Origin of the sequence: Streptomyces sp. NBC_00223, from assembly GCF_036199905.1 — a bacterium.
Lineage (GTDB): Bacteria > Actinomycetota > Actinomycetes > Streptomycetales > Streptomycetaceae > Actinacidiphila.
On record NZ_CP108109.1, the window covers coordinates 510,308 to 530,948 of the forward strand.

A 20,641-nucleotide genomic window follows, 5' to 3' on the forward strand; every position below is an offset into this window, starting at 1 on the left:
CGCGAGCCGCGGCGCCGGTCGGCCGGCGTTCCGGGGGCGGCCGCGCGTCAGGCGGGGGGTGATCCGTGGGTACGTGCGTACGTGACGGGCCCCTGGCGCGGCTGCTTCCCGGCGGGGTCACCTACAGAGCGCGCTCGCCATCCGTACGAGGTCGACGTCGCGGCGTGAGACAAGGATCGGGCGGGCGGCGGCGGTCACCGGGTGTCGTGCCACTGGCGTCTCCCCCGTCCGTCCGGTTCCCTTGCGGGGCCCGGCAGGTCGGACGCGGGCCGCTCCGCGTGATCCTGAGCCGCCGCGCCCCCGGGCGCTGCCGAACGTAATCGACCCCACCGATCACCGTCAACCGCGCCCCGGGGCACGTGGGGCGCGCCGCGCGGCCGGCCGGTCGGGACGTGGCCCGGGCAGAACGGTCAGCCCGCCACCGCCTGGGCGTAGCGGAAGAGGCCCCTGGGGTCGTAGCGGCGTTTGACGTCGGTGAGGCGGGCGTAGTTGTCGCCGTAGTACACGTGGCTCCAGCCGCGCAGATCGGGGTCGGAGAAGTCGACGTACGCCGCCGAGGTGTCCAGGGAGCGCCGCAGTGTGCCGTAGATCGCGCGGGTCCGGGCGAGCCGGCTGTCGACGACCCCGGCGGGGGCGTGCAGACCGCGGTCCGCTCGGCCGTCGCCGTTCACGAGGCCCCCGCTCCCCCGATCCGCCCGGAGGTGGCGCGCCGAGCGACCCCACCGAAGCGGTACCTCGGGAACCGCCCCTGGCACGCCGGGGCGCCCGGGGCCTTGGCGGCCCCGGGCGTCCCGGCGGGTCAGGCGGCCTCCCGAGGGGGAGCCGTGCTCTTGCGCAGGACCAGGCTCGTGGCCAGTTCCAGGCGTGTGGTCGGGTGCTCGTCGGCCCGCAGCCGCATCAGCATCTGCGTCGCCTCCTCCGCCATTTTCCGCAGCGGCTGGTGAATGGTGGTCAGCGCCGGACGGGACCACTGCGCGATGGCCACGTCGTCGAAGCCGACCACCGACAAGTCCTCGGGGACTCGCAGCCCGTGGTCGCCGGCCGCCTCCAGGACGCCTATCGCCTGGAGGTCGCTGCCCGCGAAGATCGCGGTGGGCCGGTCGGGACGGCCCAGCATCCGGCGCGCGACCTCGTAGCCGCCCTCGACATGGAAGTCGCCGAAGGCGATGAGCGCGGGTTCGAGCTCCAGCCCGGCCATGGTCATCGCCGAGCGGTAGCCGTCCAGCCGGGCGAGCGAGCACATCATGTCCTCGGGCCCGGTGATGATCCCTATCCGCCGGTGTCCGCAGTCGATCAGATGCCGGGTCGCGGCCAGCCCGCCCGACCAGTTCGCCGAGCCCACCGACGGCACATCGGGCTCGGGGTCGCCGGCCGGATCGATGATCACGAACGGGATGGACCGGGATTTGAGCTGCCGCTTGAGTTCCTGCGGCAGCGACGAGAAGACCAGGATCACACCCAGCGGACGGCGTCTCAGCACCCCCTCGATCCACTCGGGACCCGGTGAGTGCCGTGTTCCGCTCTCGGTGAGCACCACACTCGCGCCGATCTCCTTGGCGATGTTCTCGACGCCGCGGATCAGCTCCATCGCCCAGACGCCGTCCAGTTCGTGGAAGACGATCTCGACCAACGGAGCCTCGGGCGACGACCGCGGCGCCCGCCGGTAGCCGTGGATCTCCAGCAGACGCTCGACCTTCATCCTGGTCGGAGGAGATACATCCTGACGGCCGTTGAGGACTTTCGAAACTGTCGAGATGGAGACCCCGGCAGTTTCGGCCACCTGGGCGAGGGTCACTCGGCCCGTCTCCTCGTCATCACTCATGGCCCGCAGCGTACGGCACACCTGGACGTAACGCTTTGATAACCCGGAGCCCGAGGGTTGACCCCCTTCCGGACGGCACTTTAGCGTCGCAGCGCGCAGCAAATTTCGGCAACGCGGCCGAAACTTTTCGAAAGGCTACACGATGAAGAAGCGCGCTTGGCTCCCTCGCGCCGTCGCCGGTGGCGTCACTCTCGTGCTCGGGCTGTCCCTGGCGGCCTGCGGTGGAGGCAGCAGCAACTCCGGTAGCAAGTCCGGAGAGTTCCACGTCCTGGTCTACGGGGATGCCACCAACAAGGTGGAGAAGCAGATCGTCGCCACCTTCAACAAGACCTCGAAGGTCAAGGCGGTCCTGGACACCATCCCCGGTGCCGACTACCAGCAGAAGCTGCAGACGATCATCAGCACGAAGCAGGCGCCCGACGTCTTCTACAACTGGGGCGGCGGCAGCATCGCGCCCTTCGTCAAGGCCGGACTGCTGCTCCCGCTCGACGACTTCATCGCCAAGGACCCGGGCCTCAAGGACAACTTCCTCCCGTCGGTGTTCAACACCGCGGTGGTCGACGGCAAGTCCTACGGTGTCCCGATGCGCGGCACCCAGCCCGTGTTCCTCTTCAGCAACAAGAAGGTGCTCGCCGACGCCGGCGTCGCCGAGCCCAAGACCTGGCAGGAACTGCTCGACGCGGTCAAGACGCTCAAGGCGAAGGGCAAGACCCCGTTCGCGCTCGGCGGCGGCGACCAGTGGCCGACCCTGATGTGGTACGAGTACATGTACGACCGCATCGCGGGCCCCGGCCTGTTCGAGAAGGCCCTCGGCGGCGACAAGAGCGCCTGGGACAGCCCCGACAGCCGCGCCGCCCTGGCCAAGCTCAAGGAACTGGTCGACGCCGGCGCCTTCGGCACCAACTACGACTCGGTGAAGTTCACCGACGGCGGCTCCCCCGCGCTGCTGGCCACCGGCAAGGCGGCCTTCGAGCTGATGGGCTCGTGGGAGTACTCCACGATCCAGGACGCCTACCCGGACTTCGCCAAGACCGACCTCGGCTTCGGCAACTTCCCGTCCGTCGAGGGCGGCAAGGGTGACCCGAACGACGTGGTCGGCAACACCAACAACTTCTACTCGGTGCTGAAGAAGACCAAGTACCCGGACGCGGTCGCGGAGTTCCTCAAGCTCCAGTACTCCGACGAGTTCGTGAAGGCGCAGATGGCCATCGGCAACCTGCCGACCACCACGAACACCGAGAAGTTCCTCGACACCGCCGCCAGCCCGGACTACGCGAAGTTCCAGTTCAACCTGGTCAAGGCGGCCCCCTCGTTCCAGCTGTCGTGGGACCAGGCGTACCCGCAGACCGCGTCCACCGCGATGCACACGGCGATCCAGGAGTTCTTCGACGGCAAGCTCGACGCCGACGGATTCATCAAGGCCATGCAGGCCCTGCCGACCTCCTGAGACGGACGCCGACATGACCACCACCACACCGTCAGTGGGAGGGCGCCGGGCCACCCGGTCCGGCGCCCGGGTGACCCGCCCGGGCTTTGCCTGGGCGGTCCCCGCCACGTTGTTCTTCGTCCTTTTCGCCGTCGTACCGCTGCTGCTGGTCGCCGTGCTGTCCTTCACCCACTGGGACGGCCTGGGCTCGCCCTCGTTCGCAGGTGTCGACAACTGGACCACGCTGTTCCACGACCACGTGATGATCCAGAGCCTCTGGCTGAGCGTGCTGATCACGGTGCTGGGTGTCGCGGTCCAGACCCCGCTGAGCATTCTGCTCGGGGTCTGGGCGGCCGGCCGCCAGCGCAACCGCGCGATCCTTTCGGCGATCTACTTCGTACCGCTGCTGCTGTCGGCGACCGCGGTGTCCGTGCTGTGGCGGGCGCTGCTCGACCCCAACTTCGGGGTGCCCTCGCAGGCCAAGTGGCTGTTCGGGGACGGAAACCTGCTGGGGATGCAGTCCGGCGCCATCGGAGTGCTGGTCTTTGTCGGCGCCTGGCAGTTCACCCCGTTCCACACGCTGATCTACCAGGGCGCGGCGCGGGCGATCCCGCAGGTGCTCTACCAGGCGGCGGCGATCGACGGCGCGGGCACCGTACGGCAGTTCTTCCACATCACGCTGCCGCAGCTCCGCAACACGATGATCACCTCGATGATCCTGATGGTGGTCGGCGGACTGACCACGTTCGACACGGTGCTGATCCTCACCCAGGGCGGCCCCGGCACGGACACCACCATCAGCGCCTACTACATGTACCAGAAGGCGTTCAAGAGCTTCGACTTCGGCGGCGGCTCGGCCATCGCACTGGTGCTGGTGCTCGTCGCGACGATCATCTCGCTGATCGTCGTCAAGGTCTCCGGCTACGACAAGATGCGCAGCACGTCGGAGGGTCTGTGATGAAACACCGTCCCAATTACCTCGCCGGCCTCGGCTCGCTGATCTGGCTCTTCCTGGTCGGCCTGCCGCTGTACGTGATGCTGGCGGCGACGCTGCAGAGCCGTCCGGACTACGCCGCCGGCGGCCCGCTGAGCTTCCCCAAGCACTTCACGCTGCACAACTACACGGCCGACTTCTCCAACGGCTTCGGCCGGTACTTCCTCAACACCGTCGTCGTCACCGGCTCGGTGGTCGGGATCGTGCTGCTGCTGGTGCCCCCGCTGGCGTACGCGATCGTGCGCAGCCGCGGCCGGATCACCACGGGGGTCTTCCGGCTGTTCCTGCTGGGCCTGGCCATCCCGGCGCAGGCCGTGATCGTGCCGATGTTCTACGTCATCAGCAAGGCCGGTCTGTACGACAACCTGCTCGGCGTGATCCTGCCGACGGCGGCGTTCTCGCTGCCGGTCTGCGCCCTGATCCTCACCGGGGTGATGCGTGACATCACCTCGGACCTGTACGAGGCCATGGCCATGGACGGGGCCTCGCCCTGGCGGGTGTTCTTCAAGCTGGTGCTGCCGCTGTCCAAGGGCGGGATCTCGACCATCGTGGTCTTCTCGGCTCTTCAGGCGTGGAACGGCTTCCTGTTCCCCCTGGTGCTCACCCAGTCCGACTCCACCAAGGTCGTCACGCTCGGCCTCTACAACTTCCAGACCGAGCACGCCATCGACGTCCCCGGTCTGCTGGCCGCGGTGGTGCTGTCCATGCTGCCCATCTTCATCGTCTACCTGTTCGCCCGCCGTGCCCTGGTCCAGGGACTCATGGGCGTCGGAGGAAAGTGACCGACACCGTGGTCGAAGAGAATGATTCCGCCGTTCCCCCGTGGAGGGACACCTCCCTGGGCGCGGAGGCCCGAGTTGACGCGCTGATCGCCGCGATGACCGTCAGAGAAAAGGTCGCGCAGCTGTTCGGCGTGTGGGTGGGGGCCTCCGACGAGGGGGGCGAAGTCGCCCCGTTCCAGCACGAGATGGAGGAGCCGGTCACTCTCGATTCCCTGCTGCCGCATGGCCTAGGACAGCTGACCCGGCCGTTCGGCACCGCTCCGGTGGACGCCGCGCTGGGCGCGCTGTCGCTGCTGCGCACCCAGCGCACCATCTCGGCCGCCAACCGGTTCGGCATACCGGCACTCGCCCATGAGGAGTGCCTGGCCGGATTCGCCGCCTGGGGTGCCACCGCCTACCCCGTACCGCTGGCCTGGGGGGCGACCTTCAACCCCGGGCTGATCCGGACGATGTCCGGGCGCATCGGCGCAGACATGCGTTCGGTGGGTGTGCACCAGGGTCTGGCTCCCGTGCTCGACGTGGTGCGCGACGCCCGCTGGGGCCGGGTCGAGGAGACCATGGGCGAGGACCCGTATCTGGTCGGTACGGTCGGCACCGCCTACATCCAGGGCCTGGAGTCCGCCGGGATCGTCGCCACCCTCAAGCACTTCGCCGGCTACTCGGCCTCGCGCGCGGGCCGCAATCTCGCGCCCGTGGGCATGGGTGTCAGGGAGCGGGCCGACGTCATCCTCGCGCCGTTCGAGATGGCGGTGCGCGAGAGCGGCGCCCGCTCGGTGATGCACGCCTACACCGACACCGACGGAGTGCCCTCGGCCGCCGACGAACGGCTGCTGACCGGACTGCTGCGGGAGACCTGGGGCTTCGAGGGGACGGTGGTCGCCGACTACTTCGGCATCTCCTTCCTCAAGACCCTGCACGGTGTGGCGGGCACCTTCGGCGAGGCGGCAGGCGCGGCGCTCGCGGCGGGCGTGGACGTCGAACTGCCGACCGTGAAGTCCTTCGGCGAACCGCTGCTCGACGCGATCGCCGCGGGCGAGGTGTCCGAGGAGCTGGTGGACCGGGCGCTGCGCCGCGTCCTGGCGCAGAAGGCCGAACTCGGGCTGCTCGACCCGGACTGGGACCCGGTGCCCGCCGTGCTGGCCGGCACCGACCCGGCCGACCCGGAGGCGCTGCGCGGCTCGGTGGACCTCGACCCGGCGGCCAACCGGGATGTCGCCCGGCAGGTCGCCGAGCAGAGCGTCGTCCTGCTGCGCAACGACGGCACACTGCCGCTGGCGCGCCCGGCCAGGATCGCGCTCATCGGTCCCAACGCCGACGTGCCGACGGCCGTACTGGGCTGCTACGCCTTCCCCGTGCACGTCGGCGGGCAGCACCCGGACATCCCGCTGGGCATCGAACTGCCCACGCTGCGGCAGTCGCTGACCGCCGAGTTCCCCGGCGCCGAGATCGTCACGGCGGCCGGCGCGAGCGTCGACGGCCAGGTCACGGCCGGTTTCGCGGAGGCCCGCCGGCTGGCGGCGGACGCGGACGTGGTGGTGCTCGCGCTCGGCGACCGGGCCGGGCTCTTCGGCCGCGGCACGAGCGGCGAGGGCTGCGACGCGCAGTCGCTGGCGCTGCCCGGCGTGCAGCAGGAACTCCTCGACACGCTGCTCGACACCGGCACCCCGGTGATCGTCACCCTGCTCGCCGGGCGGCCGTACGCGCTCGGGCGCGCGGTGGGCGAGGCCGCGGCGATCGTGCAGGCGTTCTTCCCCGGCGAGGAGGGCACCGCGGCGGTCGCGGGCGTGCTCAGCGGCCGCGTCGAGCCCGCGGGCCGGCTGCCGGTGAGCGTGCCCCGGCAGCCCGGCACCCAGCCGTCGACGTATCTGGCGGCGCGGCTGGGCCAGATCAGCGAGGTGTCCAGCATCGACCCGACCCCGGCCTTCGGCTTCGGGCACGGGCTGACGTACACCGCGTTCGACTGGTCGGACCTGGCGGTGGTCGACGCGGAAACGCGTACGGACGGGGAGGCGCGGCTGGCGTTCACCGTCCGCAACACCGGCGAGCGGCCCGGCACCGAGGTGGCGCAGATCTATCTGCACGACCCGGTCGCCTCGGTCGTCCAGCCGGTGCAGCGGCTGATCGGCTACGTACGCCTGCCGCTCGCACCGGGCGAGGCTACGCGCGTGGAGGTCACCGTGCCCGCCGACCTCGCGGCCTTCACCGGCCGCGACGGACAGCGGATCGTCGAGCCCGGGGCGCTGGAACTGCGGCTCGCCGCCTCCAGCACCGACACCAGGCTCACCGCGACGGTCACGCTCACCGGACCGGTGCGGGAGGTCGACCACACCCGGCGGCTGCACGCGGAGTTCACGACGGCGACCCTGCCCGCCTGACCCTCCTGACCCGTCCGCACCCTCACAGCGCCCGGTCCCCGGAGAACCCCGGGGCCGGGCGCTGCGCCGTGCCGGTCACCCGGCGGTGACGTCGTCGATCACCGCGGTGGTCCAGTCGACGATCCACCCGGTCAGGGCGCGGTCGTCGGACGGTACGAGAACCGGGCGAAGTCGGCGACGGGGGCCGTCGGTCCGGGGGCCGTGGCGTAGAGGCCGAAGTAGGTGCCGGTGAAGCCGCCGACGTGCGCGTTGTTGAGGACGCGGCCGTCGACCGTGCCGAGCACGGCAGGCTCGGCGGGGTCCCGGCCGTCGGCGATCCGGTCGCAGGAGAAGGTGTAGTCCTGGCCGGCGGCGGTCACCGTGAGGGTGAACGGTCCTGGCAGCAGCGGGAGTTCGGCCCGTACGGTGTCGGCGCCGCGGTCGCGCGCGGTGAGCCGGACCACCCGGCCGGCCGCCGCGTCGTGGGCGACCAGCAGGGTGAAGTGGTGGTCGTTGTCGTAGAGCACGGCCAGGCCCGCGGCCTCGCCGGGCGACGCGGGCGCGAAGTCCAGCTCGGTGCTCGCGGTGACGTCCATGTGCTGCTGGCGGCGGCCGACGAAGGCCGGGGTGGCGGCCTCGGCGAGGGTGTGCGGCAGCGGGCGCAGCCGCAGATGCCCGGGGCGCTCGGTCAGGCTGTGGAACACGGTCCGCGGGGTGCGCAGCATGTTCCACCGGGGGTCGAGCTCCGGGGCGTCGAAGTCGTCCACCGGGTCCGGCTCGGGCCAGGGGTGCGCGGGCAGCGCGACCTCGGTGTGCTCCTCCAGCCGCCCGACGCCGGGGTTGACGACCGGCCAGCCGTCCTGCCACTCGACGCGGGCGAGGAAGGTCTCCCGGCCGAGGTTGGCGTGCGGCCCGCCGCCGTACGGGCGCGAGGCGAGCAGCACCGCGTACCAGTCCCCCGCCGGCGTCACCACCAGGTCGGCGTGACCGGTGCCGGTGACGGCCTGCCCGGCCCCGAGGTGGCGGTGGGTCAGTACGGGGTTGCGCGGGTTGTTCTCGTACGGCCCGGTCAGCGTACGGCTGCGGGCGACGGTGACGGCGTGCTCGAACTCCGTGCCGCCCTCGGCCAGCAGCAGGTGGTAGAAGCCGTCGTGGTGGTAGAGGTGCGGGCCCTCGGCCCAGCGGGCGCCGACCAGGGCGCCGTGGAAGAGCACGTGCTCGGGGCCGGACAGCTCCCCGGTGGCGGGGTCGAGTGCGCGCAGCCAGATCGCGGTGCGGCCGTCCTCGTGGATCTGCCGGGTGCCCAGCAGATGCGTCGAGCCGTCGTGGTCGAAGAAGAGCGAGGGGTCGAAGCCGGGCGCCTCGGGAATCCACACCGGGTCCGACCAGGGCCCGGCCGGGTCCTCGGCGGTCAGCAGGAAGTTGCCGCTGCGCCGATGGCCGTCGACCAGGGTGCACACCAGGTGGAAGCGGCCGTCGTGGTGGCTGAGCTGGGGTGCGTAGAGGCCGCCGGAGGCCCGTACGCCGTCGAGCGCGAGCTGCTCCGGGCGGTCGACGGCGTGGCCGATCGGCCGCCAGTGCGCGAGGTCGCGGCTGTGGTGCAGGGGCAGCGCGGGGAAGTACTCGAAGGAGGAGTTGACCAGGTAGTAGTCGTCGCCGACCCGGCAGACCGAGGGGTCGGGGTGGACGCCGGACAGGACCGGGTTGCGGGCGGAGTGCGTGCCGGTGGGCGGCGCCGGGGTGTGCTCGGGGTTCGGCATGGCGAGTCCGCGGCCCGGGTCCCTCGCCGGGATCGGGGCCGCCGTCTCCTTTCGCGGGTGCGGGGCGGCGCCGGCGGGTCGGGCGGCGCCGCGTGCGGGGCCGGTTCCGGCCCCGCGCACAGCCCCGCCCGATCGGGTGCCGAAAGTTTCGTGGTGCTTTCCGACTTCTTTCGCACCGACGCTAGGCCGCCGCCCCGGCGGCGTCAAGAGTGATCACGACAGGCAGGGCCCCTCACGCGGCCGTCGGGGGCCGACCGCGGGAGGGGCCTGTCCGCTGAAAGCGCCAACCGACAGGCGCCGGCAGCCGTCAGAAGGTGGCGGCGGGGTTCACCTCGGACTTGTCGATGCCGGTGCCGGGCACACCCCACTTCTCGAAGATCTTCGCGTAGTCGCCGTCGGCGATCAGCTTGTTGACCGCGTCGCTGAGCGCCTTGGCGATCGGGGAGCCCTTCTCGGTGACGAACCCGACCGGCGTGGTGCTGATCTGGCCGAGGTACTTGGTGCCCGGCACCCGCGCCTCGTCGTACTTCAGGCTCAGCGTCGGGCCGAAGAAGATGTCCACCTTGCCGTTCTGCAGGCCGAGGAAGATCGGCGCGGTGTCGGCGAAGTACTGCACCTTGTACGGCTTCTTGCCCGCCTCGCCGCACTTGGCGGCACCGTCCTCCAGGATCTGCTGGAAGGTCGAGCCCGGGCTGGTGGCCACGGTCAGGCCGCACAGGTCGGTGAGCGCGGTGACCTTGTCGATCGACACGTCCTTGGAGCCCAGGAAGGACTGGCCGTCGCTGAGGTAGGTGGCGAAGTCGACGACCTCCTCGCGGGCCTTGGTGACGCCGAAGTTGTCCATGCCCACGTCGTAACGGCCGTTCTGCACGCCGGGGATGATCGTCGGGAAGGTGCCGTACTCGACCTTCCAGGTCACCCCGAGCACCTTGGCGACGGCGTTGCGCAGGTCGACGTCCAGGCCGATGGGCGTGCCGTCGGAGGTCTCGCCGCCGTGCGGGAGGCTGGTGACGCCGGGGGCGCGGGTATTGCCGAGGGTGATCGTGCCGCTGTCGCGGAGCTTGGCGGGCAGCTCGGCCTTGATCGCCGGGTCGGCGGTGATCGCCGAGACGACGTCCTGGGTGGGGATGGCCGTCGAGACGGCGGCCGCGGTGTCGCCGGACTTCGATGCGCCCGCGCTCGGCGTCGACCCGGAGGTGGCGTCGGAGTCGGAGTCGGAGGACGAACCGCCGCAGGCGGCGAGCAGGGTCAGGGCGACGGCGGACGCGGCCGTCGCGGCGACCAGGCGCGGGGTACGGCGGCTGAAACGTCTTTCGGTGGTCACGGGGTGCCTTTCGGAGTACGGGAGACGGGTCGCCGCGTCGGCGACCGGGAAGGTACGGGAGTGACAGAGATGACGGGAGCGAAGGAAGTGACCTGAATGAGGGACGACGGGGGTGACCCGCCGACCGCGAGGCGTTCGGGCTCGGGGAATCGGTCCGCCGGTGCGGGCGCTACAGCACCGCCGACAGGAAGGCGCGCGCCCGTTCGTGCCGCGGCGCGGTCAGGACGTCCGCCGGAGCGCCGGACTCGATGATCCGGCCGCCGTCGAGGAAGACCACCGTGTCGGCCACCTCGCGGGCGAAGCCGATCTCGTGGGTGACCACGATCATCGTCATGCCGCTGACCGCCAGGTCCTTCATGACGGTCAGCACCTCGCCGACGAGTTCGGGGTCGAGCGCGCTGGTGGGCTCGTCGAAGAGCAGCAGCCGCGGCTCCATCGCCAGCGCGCGGGCGATGGCCACCCGCTGCTGCTGGCCGCCGGACATCTGCCGGGGGTAGGAGTCCTCGCGGCCGGCCAGACCCACCCGCTCCAGCAGTTCGCGCGCCTGGGCGGCGGCCTGCTTCCTGGACGTGCCGCGCACGGCGACCGGCGCCTGGGTGATGTTCTCCAGCGCGGTCATGTGCGGGAAGAGGTTGAACTGCTGGAAGACCATGCCGACGTCGGCCCGCTGCCGGGTGATCGCGCGGGCCCGCAACTCCCGCAGCCGGGTGCCGTCGTGGCGGTAGCCGACGATCTCGCCGCCGATCTCCACGAAGCCGGCGTCCGGCTTCTCCAGGTGGTTGACGCAGCGCAGCAGCGTGGACTTGCCGGAGCCGGAGGGCCCGAGCAGAACGGCCACCTCGCCCTCGCGCACATCCAGGTCGACGCCCTCCAGTACGACGTTCGCGCCGAAGCTCTTGCGCAGCCCGCGGACCCTGACCAGCGGCCGTTCGTTCCCGGCGGCGGTCCCGGCCGCGGTTCCGCTCACGGCGGCGGCCTCGTTCACGGCCCCGGTCTGCGTACCGTCCGCGGCCGTGCCCCCGGCCGCCTTGCTGATCGCCGTCATGACAGCCCCGCCAGATCGGTCCTGGCCGAGCCGAACAGCGGGAGGTTGGCCCGCGTCACCTGCCAGAAGCCGCGCTTGGGGCCCCCGGCGCCGCGGTTGCTGCCCCGGGCGTAGTACCGCTCGACGTAGTACTGGCCGATGGACAGCAGCGTGGTGAGGATGATGTACCAGATGGTGGCCACCAGCAGCAGCGGCATGATCAGGTAGTTCTGGTTGTAGATCAGCTGGACCGAGTACAGCAGGTCCTCCACCGCGATGACGCTGATGATCGAGGTCGCCTTCAGCAGACCGATCAGCAGATTGCCCGAGGCGGGCACGATCGCGGGCATGGCCTGCGGCAGCACGATCTTGCGGAAGATCCGGCGGTTGCCGAGACCGAGCGCCTGGGCCGCCTCGGTCTGGCCGTGGTCGACGGACAGGATGCCGCCGCGGACGATCTCCGAGGAGAACGCGGCGATGTCGAGGGTGAGTCCGACATAGCCCGCGAGGATGCCGCTGAACAGATGCGCGGTCTTCACGGTGACGAACTCGTGCCCGAACGGGATGCCCAGCGACAACTGGGGGTAGAGCGAGGCGAGTTCGTACCAGAAGAGCAGCTGCACCAGCGGCGGCACCGAGCGGACCAGCCAGACGTAGCCGAAACTCAGGCCGCGCAGCACGGGGTTGCCGGACAGCCGCATCGCGGCGATGCCGATGCCGAGGAGATAGCCGCTGACCATGACCGCGCCCGTGAGCCACAAGGTCAGCTCAAGGCCCTTCATGATCGAGCCGCGGACGAAGTAGTCGCCGACCACGTTCCACTGGAAGCGGTGGTTGGTGAACAGGGTGTGCACGAGCATCGCGAACAGCACGAGCAGTACGGCGGCCGAGGCCCACTGGCCCGGGCGGCGCAGCGGTACCAGCCGCGCGGCCAGCAGTTGCCCGTCCGCCGGCCGGACGTCCAGCGGCCGTACCGACCCGGAGCCGGGGTCGGAGTCGGAACCGGAATCGGCGTCGGTCGCCAGGGCGGTCCCGGGGGGATGGTGCTCGGGCGAGGGGGGCCTGAGCCCAGGGGTCTCCTGCTGTTTCATCGTCGGTGGTTCCCGTCTCGTCGGGGGTCACGGCAGCGCTGTGCAGCGGCAACGGCCGTACGGGGGCGCCGTGTCGCCGATGAGGGCTACTGGAAGGGAGCGGAAGGTGCCGCGGGGACGCCGCACCGGGCGCACACCGCGGTCGGCGGTACGCCGCCGTGAAGGGCGATGGACGTGCGTGGACGGCCGGGCGGACCGGGAAGAGTCAGTCGGTCAGCGGGCCGGGGTCGTCGCGGGACACAGGGCGCTGCTCACGCGCAGCAGGTCCACATGGCGACGGGACACCCGCAGCTGGAAGAAGTCGGCCGGACGCGGCGCGCCGCAGTGGTGTCGTGCGCTCATGTCCCCGTCCCCTCGGTCTCGTCGGCGGTGTCGTCCGCCGTCCTCCCGGCCCCTCAGGGGGCTCCGACCGGCAACGGTATCCGCCCGCCGACTTTCAGACAATCCCCGCGGGGGTGACGGACGTCGCACCCGCCGGACGGCCCGCGCGCGGCCCGGGTGCGGCAAGGGAACCGCAGGCCGTGACCTGGGGGCGGGTCCGAAGGGGGATTGTGTTCGGCGCCGGTACGGAGTTACCGTGCAATCAGGTCATGAGTGTCAGCGACAAGCCCTGGCTCGCTGACCGGCAACCCTCCTTCGCGGCGGGGTGCTCCAGGTGACGACCGGGCGGAGCCGACGGCGGCCCGCAAGCGCGAGCTCGAATCGGCGCGAGCCGATCGAGGGGGGAGGTGACACGGTGCGGACAGCTTCGCAGGAGATCTCGGGGCGGACCATGACCGCGGTCGCCACCTACTCGCGGCGCCACATCGATCTGCAGCGTGTCGCCGGCGCCCTGTGTCCGGCGTACGAGAACGCTCCGCCGCGGCTCGCGAACTCCCGGGACACCGCCGTCCAGCTCTGAACCCCACCCCCTCCCCCGTATCCGCGCACATCGTGCGCCGGGTGCGGCCCCCTTCGGCGTGTCCACGTTCCCGTACGGGCCCGCAGGTCTCCGCCGCGGCCCGTACGCCTCCCGTACAGCGCTTCGTACCGCGATCTGCCGCACACCCGCGTCCCGACGCCGTGACGCCCTGACGTCCCGACGCCGTGACGTCCCGACGCCGTGACGCCTTGAAGCCCGCCCGCCCGCCGCAACGCCCCCCTCAGCGCCGCCCGTGATGCCGCAAGGAGGCACTTCCCGCATGACCGAACCCGTCAAGCAGATCCACCTCGGCGCGCCCTTTCCCGGCGTGAACAACACCACCGTGTGGAGCGACCCGGCCGCCGGCAGCCAGATCGACTTCAGCTCCTTCGTACACCTGGCCCGGACGGCCGAGCGCGCCAAGTTCGACTTCCTGTTCCTCGCCGAGGGGCTGCGGCTGCGCGAACAGGGCGGGAAGATCTACGACTTGGACGTGGTCGGCCGCCCCGACACCTTCACCGTGCTGTCCGCGCTGGCGGCGGTCACCGACCGGCTCGGACTGGCCGGGACGATCAACTCGACCTTCAACGAGCCGTACGAGGTGGCCCGGCAGTTCGCCTCGCTCGACCATCTGTCGGCCGGGCGCGCGGCCTGGAACGTGGTGACCTCGTGGGACGAGTTCACCGGGGAGAACTTCCGGCGCGGCGGCTTCCTCGCCCAGGAGGACCGCTACGAGCGGGCCACCCGCTTCCTCGCGGCGGCCGGGCGGCTCTTCGACTCCTGGCGCGGTGACGAGATCGTCGCCGACAAGGAGTCCGGGACCTTCCTGGGCGAGCCCCGCCCGGGGCGATTCGACCACCACGACAGCCAGTTCGACATCAGCGGGCAGTTCAACGTCCCGCGCAGCCCGCAGGGCCGGCCGGTGATCTTCCAGGCGGGCGACTCCGAGCAGGGCCGGGAGTTCGCGGCCTCGGCGGCGGACGTCATCTTCACCCGGCACGGCGCCCGGGAGGAGGGCCGGGCGTTCTACGCCGACGTCAAGGCGCGGCTGGCGAAGTACGGCCGCTCCCGCGACGAGCTGCTGATCCTGCCCGGCATCACCTTCGTCCTCGCCGACACCGAGGCCGAGGCGCAGGAGAAGTCGCGGCTGATCCGCCGTCAGCAGGTCGGCCCGCAGACCGCGATCAAGCTGCTGGAACAGCTCTGGAACCGCGATCTGAGCGGCTACGACCCGGACGGCCCGCTGCCCGAGTCCGATCCGCTGGTCGGCGAGGACCACATCTCGCGCGGCCGGGCGGGCGTACGGACCCGGCGCGACCCGCTGGTCACCGCCGCGCGGTGGCGGGCGCTGGCCGAGGAGAAGAAGCTGTCGATCCGCGAGCTGATCATCGAGGTGACCGGCCCGCAGTCCTTCGTCGGCACCCCGGCCAAGGTCGCCGAAGCCCTCAACGACTCGGTGCAGTCCGACGCCGCCGACGGCTTCATCGTCGCCTCGCACCTGACACCCGGCGGTCTGGACGACTTCGCCGAGACCGTCGTCCCGCTGCTCCAGGAGCGCGGGGTTTTCCGCACCGAATACGAAGGCACCACCTTGCGCGACCACTTGGGCCTCACCTCGGCCAGGCGGCCCGCTCTGGAAGGGAGTTCACGATGACCACGACCAGGGCGCAGTGCCTGGACGACCGCCGGCAGCGACCCGGCCCGCGAGCCGCGGGCCGGCCGCCGTCGCCGAACGGCCGCGGTGAGCCGACCGTCACCGAGCCATCCGCCACGGAGCCGTCAGAGGTCACCGAGCCAGGCGGCGCAGGCGAGCCGTCAGCCGTCACTGAGCCATCCGTCGTCGACGCGGCGCTGCACCCGACCGAGCTGCGGCGGGTGTTCGGGGCCTTCCCGACCGGCGTGACGGCCATCGCCGCGCTGGTCGACGGCGTGCCGGTCGGCCTGGCCGCCAATTCGTTCACCTCGGTGTCGCTCGACCCGCCGCTGGTGTCGGTCTGCGTCGCGCACACCTCGACCACCTGGCCCGCGCTGTCCGGCCTCGCGCGGCTCGGCGTCAGCGTGCTCGGCAGCCACCAGGAGCGCGCGTGCACCCAGCTCGCCGCGCGCGGCGGCGACCGCTTCGCCGATCTCGACTGGACGGCCACCGACGACGGCGCCGTGCTGATCGACGGCGCGAGCGCCTGGTTCGACACCAGCGTCGAGCAGCACATACGGGCGGGCGACCACGACATCGTCCTGCTGCGGGTGCACGCGCTCGACGCCGACCCCGCCGTGGTGCCGCTGGTCTTCCACTCCAGCCGCTTCCGGCGGCTGGAGGCGGCCGCGGCGCCGCACGACGTACCCCAGCCGCACAGCACCGCATCCACCACCGTCAAGGAGACGTCATGACCGTTCAGGACCTCGACCGGGAGACCTTCGTCCAGCAGTGGGAGGGCTGGCACGCCGAGCACGAGCGGGTGCTGACCGACCCGCACGGCTTCCTCGCCATCACCAGTCTGAACTGGCTCGACGCCACCCCGACCCGCTTCGCCGACGCGCCCGGCGCCTGGTCCACCACCGAGGAGGGCGTGGTGGTCGAGCTGGGCGAGGACGAGGAGCTGACGCTCGACGGGCGGACCCTCCGCGGCCGGCACAGCTTCGGGGTGATCGCCGAGCGGGCCAGCCTCTACCCGGCGGCGGGCGACGCGGTGATCGAGGTCGCCAAGCGCGGCGGGCACGACATCATCCGGCCGCGCCACCCGGAGAACGCGCTGCGGCTCGCGCACACCGACACCCCGTCGTACGCGCCCGACCCGCGCTGGGCCCGCACCGGGCGCTACGTGCCCTTCGACGAGCCCCGGCCGGTGACCGTGGGCGCGGCGGTCGAAGGACTCCAGCATGTCTACGACGCCCCCGGCCAGGTCGAGTTCGAGCTCGACGGCACCACCCACCGGCTGACCGCCTTCAACGGCAAGCAGCCCGGCAGCCTGCTGGTGCTCTTCAACGACGCGACCTCGGGCGTGACCACCTACGCGGCCAACCGTACGGTCTCGGTGGCCGCGCCGGACGCCGACGGCACGGTGCTGATCGACTTCAACCGGTCGGCGAACCTGCCGTGCGCCTACACCGACCTGGCCACCTGCCCGCTGCCGCCGGCCGAGAACCGGCTGCCGGTCGCGGTCGAGGCCGGGGACAAGATCCCGTACGAGCGCGGCGGCAGCCGGTGAGCCACCGACCGTGAACCACGCACCCTCCGGTGTCTTCGCGGCTCTGCGCGTCCGTGACTACCGGATCTACTGGAGCACCGGCCTGGCGTCGAACGTCGGAACGGCGATGCAGGGCGTGGCACTCGACTGGTTCGTGCTCACCCTGACGAACAGCGGCACGGCGGTCGGCTGGACCGTCGGGCTGCAGTTCGCGCCGGTCCTGCTCTTCGGCCTGTGGGGCGGGGTGCTGGCCGACCGGTACAACCGGCGCACCCTGCTGATGGCGGCCCAACTGCTGTACGCGGCACAGGCGTTGATCCTGACGGTGGCGGTGTTCAGCGGGCACGCTCCGCTGTGGCTGGTCTATGTGCTGTCGTTCGGTCTGGGCTGTGTGTTCACCGTCGAGAACCCGGCGCGGCTGTCGTTCGTGACGGAGCTGGTCGGCCGGCCGCTGATCCCGAACGCGGCCGGTCTGAACATCCTGTCGCTGACCGTCGCCAGGCTGGTCGGACCGGCCGTCGCCGGGGTGCTGATCAGCACGATCGGCACCGGCTGGGTGTTCGCGGTGAACTTCGTGTCCTTCGCGGCCGTCCTCACCGGGCTGCTGGTGATCCGTCCGCGCCCGCCCGCGGTCCCGGTGGCGCCCACGCCCTGGGCCGGGGCGGGCGCGGCCGGCCTGCGGTACGTCACCGACCGGCCCGAACTCCTCGGGGTGTTCGCGATCTTCGGCCTGGTCGCGACCTTCGGGGCCAACTTCCCCACGACGATGGCGCTGTTCGCCCAGCGGATCTTCGACGTCGGCTCGACCGGGCTCGGGCTGATGTCGACCGCGCTCGCGGTCGGCACGGTCACGGGCACGCTGACGGCCGCCCGCCGGGCGGCGCCGCGGGTGCGGACGGTGGTGGTCGGCGCGGTGCTGTTCGCGGTGAGCGAGGCGGCCGCGGCGCTCGCCCCCACCTATGTGAGCTTCCTGGCGCTGCTGGTGCCGGCCGGCTTCACCCTGATGATCCTCAACACGGCGGTCAGCGCCTATGTACAGACCGACATCAGCGAGGCGATGCGCGGCCGGGTGATGGCCGTCTACACCGTGATCTCGATGGGCGGCACCCCGCTCGGCGGACCGGTGATCGGCTGGATCTCCCAGCACGCGGACGCCCGTTGGGGCCTGGGCTGCGGCGCGGGCGCGTCCGCGCTGGCGGCCGGCGCGGTCGCCCTGTGGCTGCGCGGCCGGACGGGCACCGGGGCAGGGGCCGCCGCCGTACCGGAGCCGAAGCACGGAGCCGTCGCCGAAGCCGTACCGGACAAGCCGGACCCCGCGGACCCCGTAGACCCCGCCACCGGGCAGCACCCCCTTTCCCGTACCTCGATCGGAGACTCCTGCTCATGAGTGACCACGACCACGACACCGCGCGTCCCCGGCTGCATCTGGCACTTGAGGCCGACGGCGACGGCGCGCACCCCGCCGCGTGGCGGTACTCCGGCCGGCCGGCCGCCGCCGTGCTCGGCCCGGGGGCCGTACGGGCCGGCGTGGCCGCGGCCGAGGAGGCCGGGTTCACACTCGTCACCCTCGCCGACACGCCCGTGCCGCCCAGCGCGGGACTCGACGCGGCCGGCCGGGTGGAGGCGGGCTCGCGGGCCGCCTTCGTCTCCGCGCTCACCGACCGGATCGGCCTGGCGCCGACCCTGCACGCCACCACCACCGAGCCGTTCCATCTGGCCGCCCAGCTCGCGAGTCTCGACCACGCGAGCAACGGCCGCGCCGCCTGGGTGGTGGGCGCGGCCAACAGCCCGGAGGAGCGGGCCACGATCGGCGCGGAGCCGCTGTCCGCCGAGGAGTTGCGCCATGAGGTCGCCGACGTCATCGACGTGGCCCGCGCGCTGTGGGACTCCTGGGAGGACGACGCGGTCATCAAGGACGTCGAGACCGGCCGCTATCTCGACCCGGACAAGATCCACCATGTCGACTTCGAGGGCGCCGGATTCACCGTCAAGGGACCGCTGATCACTCCCCGGCCGCCGCAGGGCCAGGTCGTCGTGCTCGCCCCGGACGCCCTGGACGCCGACGCCCGCGCCGACATCGTCCTGGTGGCACGGCCCGACCTGGACGCGGTCCGGGAGCGGGCCCGGCAGGCCGGGCAGGCGGGCGCGCCGCTGATCTTCGCCGAGGTCGAGGTCGTACTCGACGCCGACGCGCCCGCGGCCGAACGCCTGGCCCGACTGGACGAGTCGACGCAGTGGCCGCGCTCCGGACGGCTGCGGCACGTCGGTTCGGCCGCCGGACTCGTCGACCTGCTGCGCCGGTTGGCCGAGGTGGTGGACGGCGTACGGCTGCACCCGGCCGTGCTCGCCGTCGATCTGCCGGTGCTTACCGAGCAGGTGCTGCCCGCCCTGGCCGCCGAGGGCCTGCACCGGGCGCCGCGGGCCGGGTACACCCTGCGCGGCACGCTGGGCCTGGCCCGTCCGACCAACCGGTTCGCCGCCGCGGCGACCACGAACGCCTGAGGTGAGAGCCGTGACACAAGAGCACACCGGAGCCCCGTACGACCCGAACGCCCAGGTGCACCTGGGGGTCTTCTACACCGGCGTCGGACCCCAGTACGTCTGGACCGACCCGGACAACGCCCCCCACACGACCATCGAGACCAATATCGAGACCGCCCAACTGCTGGAACGCGGCCTGTTCGACGCCTTCTTCCTCGGCGAGGGGCTGCGGGTGCGGGAGAACCGCGGCCGGATCTTCGACCTCGACGTGGCCGGGCGGCCCGACGCGATCACCCAGCTGTCGGCGCTCGCCGCGGTCACGGAACGGATCGGTCTTGTGGCCACCCAGAACACCACCTACAACTTCCCGGCCGACCTCGCCCGGCGGCTGGCGAGCCTCGATCTGCTCTCGGACGGCCGCGCGGGCTGGAACATCGTCACCACCGACAACGCGTGGACCGGTGAGAACTTCCGGCACGGCGGCTGGCTGGAGCACGCGCGCCGCTACGAGCGGGCCGGGCAGTTCGTCGAGACGGCCAAGGAGCTGTGGGCGTCCTGGGAGCCGGACGCCGTGGCCGGTACAGCGGCCGGCACCGACAGCCCCGACGCCAAGAGCTGGGCGCGGTCGGGCGCGATCCGTACCGTCGAGCGCGACACCGACCTCGTACGGCTGCGGGCCACCGCGACCGTGCCGGCCGCCCGGCAGGGCCGCCCGGTGCTCTTCCAGGCCGGCGACTCCGACGGGGGCCGCGACCTGGCCGCCCGCCACGCCGACGTGGTCTTCTCCGCCAACACCAGCTACGAGAAGGCGGTCGCCTACGCGCTGGACCTGCGGGCGCGGCTGGCGACGTACGGGCGCGACGTGGACTCCGTACGCATCCTGCCGGGCGCGTCGGTGGTCCTCGGCGACACCCCGCAGGAGGCGGAGGAGAAGGCACGGTATCTGCGCAACGAGCGGGTCTCGGCGCCGCGGGCCATCGCGTTCTTCGAGCAGTTCTGGGGCACGGACCTGTCGGCCTACGACCCGGACGGGCCGCTGCCCGACATCGAGCCGAGCGAGGAGGAGCTGGACCCCTCGCGCGGCACGCTCGCCATCGAGCTGCGCACGGGCAAGCTCGAACGCATCCGGCAGTGGCGGCAGTTGGCCGAGGAGCGCGATCTGTCGATCCGTCAGCTCGCGCTTGAGGTCTCCCCCGGGCACCCGTCCTTCGTGGGCACGCCGTCGCAGATCGCCGACGAGTGGACGCGCTTCGTGCGCACCCGCGCGGTCGACGGCTTCAACATCAGCCCGCATCTGCTGCCGTCGTCGCTCACCGACATCGTCGACAAGCTGGTGCCCGAACTCCAGGAGCGCGGCGCCTACCGCACGGAGTACGAGGGCACGACGCTGCGCGAGCACCTGGCGCTGCCGCCGCTGTAGGCGGCCCGCCGTCACCGGGTGCGCCGCCGTCACCCGATGTGGAAGCGCCCCCGCGGGCCGGAGTGCCGTACGGCCCG

At 71.8% G+C, this 20,641-nt stretch carries 18 protein-coding genes and 1 riboswitch; of the genes, 11 read left to right on the forward strand and 7 right to left on the reverse strand.

Going from position 1 to position 20,641, the window contains the following annotated elements; translation table 11 throughout:
* Positions 1–410: 410 nt before the first annotated feature.
* Both OHA30_RS02290 and OHA30_RS02295 read right to left on the reverse strand, forming a co-directional pair.
* A complete protein-coding gene (locus OHA30_RS02290; protein ID WP_328912084.1) occupies positions 411–671 on the reverse strand; it encodes a BBE domain-containing protein in 261 nt (86 codons plus the stop codon).
* A 128-nt stretch (positions 672–799) separates the two neighbouring features.
* Positions 800–1,822, reverse strand: a complete 1,023-nt coding sequence (locus OHA30_RS02295) for a LacI family DNA-binding transcriptional regulator (protein ID WP_328912085.1) — start codon at positions 1,820–1,822, stop codon at positions 800–802.
* A 142-nt stretch (positions 1,823–1,964) separates the two neighbouring features.
* On the opposite strand from OHA30_RS02295, the gene OHA30_RS02300 reads away from it, so the two are divergent.
* From OHA30_RS02300 to OHA30_RS02315, 4 genes are all read left to right on the forward strand, one after another.
* Complete coding sequence (locus OHA30_RS02300; RefSeq protein ID WP_328912086.1) at positions 1,965–3,269, forward strand: ABC transporter substrate-binding protein; 1,305 nt, start codon at positions 1,965–1,967, stop codon at positions 3,267–3,269.
* Between the two features lie 13 nt (positions 3,270–3,282).
* Positions 3,283–4,206 (forward strand): carbohydrate ABC transporter permease, encoded by a 924-nt coding sequence (locus OHA30_RS02305; RefSeq protein ID WP_328912087.1) that lies wholly within the window; start codon positions 3,283–3,285, stop codon positions 4,204–4,206.
* A complete protein-coding gene (locus OHA30_RS02310) occupies positions 4,206–5,024 on the forward strand; it encodes a carbohydrate ABC transporter permease (protein ID WP_328912088.1) in 819 nt (272 codons plus the stop codon). Before OHA30_RS02305 ends, OHA30_RS02310 begins: the two co-directional genes overlap by 1 nt.
* A gap of 95 nt (positions 5,025–5,119) precedes the next feature.
* A complete protein-coding gene (locus OHA30_RS02315) occupies positions 5,120–7,399 on the forward strand; it encodes a beta-glucosidase (RefSeq protein ID WP_328917695.1) in 2,280 nt (759 codons plus the stop codon).
* A 131-nt stretch (positions 7,400–7,530) separates the two neighbouring features.
* On the opposite strand, the gene OHA30_RS02320 is transcribed toward OHA30_RS02315, so the two are convergent.
* From OHA30_RS02320 to OHA30_RS02340, 5 genes are all read right to left on the reverse strand, one after another.
* The gene (locus tag OHA30_RS02320) at positions 7,531–9,138 is read right to left on the reverse strand and encodes a glycoside hydrolase family 43 protein (RefSeq protein ID WP_328912089.1); all 1,608 of its coding nucleotides are present in this window, start codon (positions 9,136–9,138) and stop codon (positions 7,531–7,533) included.
* 307 nt (positions 9,139–9,445) lie between these two features.
* The gene (locus OHA30_RS02325) at positions 9,446–10,462 is read right to left on the reverse strand and encodes an ABC transporter substrate-binding protein (protein WP_328912090.1); all 1,017 of its coding nucleotides are present in this window, start codon (positions 10,460–10,462) and stop codon (positions 9,446–9,448) included.
* 169 nt (positions 10,463–10,631) lie between these two features.
* Positions 10,632–11,429: an amino acid ABC transporter ATP-binding protein gene (locus OHA30_RS02330; RefSeq protein WP_405786167.1), complete on the reverse strand. Its 798-nt coding sequence runs from the start codon at positions 11,427–11,429 to the stop codon at positions 10,632–10,634.
* A gap of 74 nt (positions 11,430–11,503) precedes the next feature.
* Entirely contained in the window at positions 11,504–12,577 is a 1,074-nt protein-coding gene (locus OHA30_RS02335) for an amino acid ABC transporter permease (RefSeq protein WP_328912091.1), read from the reverse strand.
* Between the two features lie 213 nt (positions 12,578–12,790).
* Complete coding sequence (locus tag OHA30_RS02340) at positions 12,791–12,919, reverse strand: putative leader peptide (protein WP_328912092.1); 129 nt, start codon at positions 12,917–12,919, stop codon at positions 12,791–12,793.
* 244 nt (positions 12,920–13,163) lie between these two features.
* Positions 13,164–13,275, forward strand: a riboswitch (SAM riboswitch).
* A 38-nt stretch (positions 13,276–13,313) separates the two neighbouring features.
* Here OHA30_RS02340 and OHA30_RS02345 point away from each other — a divergent pair.
* From OHA30_RS02345 to OHA30_RS02375, 7 genes are all read left to right on the forward strand, one after another.
* Positions 13,314–13,478, forward strand: coding sequence for a putative leader peptide (locus OHA30_RS02345; protein ID WP_328912093.1), 165 nt, complete (start codon positions 13,314–13,316; stop codon positions 13,476–13,478).
* A gap of 280 nt (positions 13,479–13,758) precedes the next feature.
* Entirely contained in the window at positions 13,759–15,132 is a 1,374-nt protein-coding gene (locus tag OHA30_RS02350; RefSeq protein ID WP_328912094.1) for an NtaA/DmoA family FMN-dependent monooxygenase, read from the forward strand.
* Positions 15,129–15,866, forward strand: a complete 738-nt coding sequence (locus tag OHA30_RS02355; protein WP_328912095.1) for a flavin reductase family protein — start codon at positions 15,129–15,131, stop codon at positions 15,864–15,866. The genes OHA30_RS02350 and OHA30_RS02355 overlap by 4 nt, the downstream gene beginning before the upstream one ends.
* A complete protein-coding gene (locus OHA30_RS02360; RefSeq protein ID WP_328912096.1) occupies positions 15,863–16,684 on the forward strand; it encodes a DUF1684 domain-containing protein in 822 nt (273 codons plus the stop codon). The genes OHA30_RS02355 and OHA30_RS02360 overlap by 4 nt, the downstream gene beginning before the upstream one ends.
* Before the next feature lie 10 nt (positions 16,685–16,694).
* Positions 16,695–18,050, forward strand: a complete 1,356-nt coding sequence (locus OHA30_RS02365; RefSeq protein ID WP_328912097.1) for an MFS transporter — start codon at positions 16,695–16,697, stop codon at positions 18,048–18,050.
* Positions 18,047–19,165: an LLM class flavin-dependent oxidoreductase gene (locus tag OHA30_RS02370; RefSeq protein ID WP_328912098.1), complete on the forward strand. Its 1,119-nt coding sequence runs from the start codon at positions 18,047–18,049 to the stop codon at positions 19,163–19,165. The genes OHA30_RS02365 and OHA30_RS02370 overlap by 4 nt, the downstream gene beginning before the upstream one ends.
* Before the next feature lie 10 nt (positions 19,166–19,175).
* Positions 19,176–20,564 (forward strand): NtaA/DmoA family FMN-dependent monooxygenase, encoded by a 1,389-nt coding sequence (locus OHA30_RS02375; RefSeq protein WP_328912099.1) that lies wholly within the window; start codon positions 19,176–19,178, stop codon positions 20,562–20,564.
* Positions 20,565–20,641: the final 77 nt, after the last annotated feature.